Consider the following 2,666-nt stretch of genomic DNA (forward strand, 5'->3'; position numbering starts at 1 on the left):
ACTAGCTAATCACACCTGGGCATATCCTGATGCGAGAGGCCCGAAGGTCCCCCTCTTTACTCCGAAGAGATTATGCGGTATTAGCCATCGTTTCCAATTGTTATCCCCCACATCAGGGCAATTTCCCAGGCATTACTCACCCGTCAGCCGCTATCCACCCGAGAAACAAGTTTCTCTGTGCTGCCGCTCGACTTGCATGTGTTAGGCCTGCCGCCAGCGTTCAATCTGAGCCATGATCAAACTCTTCAATTTAAGATTTTGTCGGCTCAATGAATACTGAACAGTACATAAGTAAGGGTTGAATTGACTGTGCTGAGTCTTGCGACTCAATGGTCACTTCGTATCATTGAAACCTAGTTGATTCTTTAGAATCATCTTCGATTTTCATCAACGAGTGCCCACACAGATTGATAGGTTTAAATTGTTAAAGAGCTTTGCTTTGCAGAAGCTTTCTTCTCAAAGCGGAGGTGCATTCTAGCGAGATAATTGTTAGTGTCAAACACTTTTTCAATTTTTCTTTTTTAGAACTCTTATCCTCTACCAACACAGGCTGAAGCCTTGCGACGTCTGCCGTGTCAGTGAGGTGGCATTATAGGGAGATAGATAAACTTAGCAAGCGAAAAAAGTGAGTTTATTTAAAAAAAATGTTCGTTTGTCTAAATAATCAGCGAACATTTTCTTATGTACCTTTCATCCTCAGAAAAGACACATGTTACTCACAAAATCCTGTGGATAACTACTCGTCGCTATCAAAGAAATAAGAGACTCGTGAACGTGGATTCAAATATTCTCTTACTTTATCAGGCAGCTTATAAGGCAAAATAGCATTAACTATTTTTATATCTTTATCGGCTAAATCAATAATAGGGGCTTGCGTTCTAGGAACTGATGGATCGTAGATAAGCACATTGGGATATAGAAGACTGTTTGCATTTACCGATATGACTAAACCAACCATATCATTAGACAATTGAACAACGGTTCCTGGAGGAAATACGCCCATGAACTTCACTAGTATGTTTAAGTTATCGTTGTTGTAGATATGCTTGCAGTTCTTATATAAATAAGATAGAGCCACATACGGGATTTTTTGCTCACTTGGTACATTCGGGTGGCATAAATTATCAAACGCATTCGCAACCGCGATAACTTGAGCCAGCTCGTCAATCTCATCACCTTTCAGGCCTTGAGGATATCCAGAGCCATCCAGTAGTTCATGATGTTGATCTATAACCCTTCTTGCACTATCTGGAAATTCTTTGATATTTTGCGAAATTTCTAAACCATATTTGGTGTGCATTTTAAGATAATTATTCTCAGGCTCAGTTAAGGGCGTCTGCTTACGCACGATAGCAGTAGGAACTCGGATTTTACCAATGTCATGAAAGAGAGAGGCAAAAGCTATCTCTTTTATCCTATCCGCAGGGTATTCTTTCGCTCTTCCAATCATCATGGCGATAACCGATACGTTTAGTGAATGAAAGTAGATATCTTCAAATTCACTTTTACCATTCATTAAATGCAGAGTGACATTATCATCGCTTAGCAGTTTATCGACAATATCGTCGACCAACAGTGCGGCTTCATCAACAGCGTCCATTGGACGATTGCGAATTTTGTTCATTACAGCCCGCATTCTGGCAAGCGAACGTTCAAATTCTTTTTCACAACTAATCACTCGACGGCGATAAGCATTGAGTTTTTCAATTCGGTTTTGTTTTTCTTGCCATAACTTATCCGCTTCACTATTGATATCGCTTTCGACTTCATTTTCTTGTTCATCAGCAGGAGTAGTATTCGTTACAGGTGGAAGGGGTTGAGTGTCACTTTGACTTGGATTAAGGAATACATGTTGGATTCCCAAATGCTTGATCAAGCGGATTTGTTCTTGGTCTTTAATCTTAAAACTATTGAATAAGAATGGATGCTCATTCCATTTAACTGGCAAGCGAATATGTAGCCCTGGTTGTAATCTGTCGACAGTGATTTTTATACTCGCCACAATTTACTAAAACCTCTGAACCTATCTTTAGGTATCATTCTAGAAGATGAAGGTGGCATTATCACCTCATCTGCTCAAGTTAAAAACAGGTGAAAGAATAACAAAAATCCATGATATAGATATATTCAATAAATTACATTGAGTAAAGTAATAATACAAATGAGATATGAGACGTAAAAATGAAAGAAGATAGGCGAGTAGTATTACTTATATCTCATCGCCTTACATAAAGAAGTGTGACTAAATGACTACTTCTGTTTATTCATCACGTCGGTAGGAATACGTATATTCAAAACGAGAAAGAATCCAGTCGCCAGCAGGAGGGCGTTCAGAACTTGTAGTCCACCAGTTCACCTCGTTAGTGATTGTACTCACTTAACTCGGTGTCCAAAACTGCTGGAGCGGATCAGATATGAATCGAGTAGGGTGAGGCGTTACCGCCTCATCCCTCTCACAGAACCGTACGTACGGACCTCGTATACGGCTCATGCATACTTCCATTCAGCATAATTGCTAAACACATACCCTGTTCCTACTTGCTCAAGATTTACCAACCCCAGTTCGTTGAACCATTGGTTTGGCATCGCATAACTGGCTAGAGGACTTTGCGCATTTCTCCAACTACTCATTCGGATAAATCTAAACGGCGGCTTATATCCAAGCT

The 2,666-nt window shown here is 40.1% G+C and carries 1 protein-coding gene, 1 rRNA gene and 1 pseudogene; all 3 read right to left on the reverse strand.

The window, feature by feature from the left end:
* Positions 1–252 (reverse strand): 16S ribosomal RNA (locus tag ACK5MF_RS09325); the annotation flags it as partial.
* 484 nt (positions 253–736) lie between these two features.
* Positions 737–2,002: an HD-GYP domain-containing protein gene (locus ACK5MF_RS09330; protein WP_416921542.1), complete on the reverse strand. Its 1,266-nt coding sequence runs from the start codon at positions 2,000–2,002 to the stop codon at positions 737–739.
* Between the two features lie 485 nt (positions 2,003–2,487).
* Positions 2,488–2,666: pseudogene (locus ACK5MF_RS09335) on the reverse strand (group II intron reverse transcriptase/maturase); the annotation flags it as partial.

This window comes from Vibrio sp. (genome assembly GCF_047973365.1).
Classification (GTDB): domain Bacteria; phylum Pseudomonadota; class Gammaproteobacteria; order Enterobacterales; family Vibrionaceae; genus Vibrio.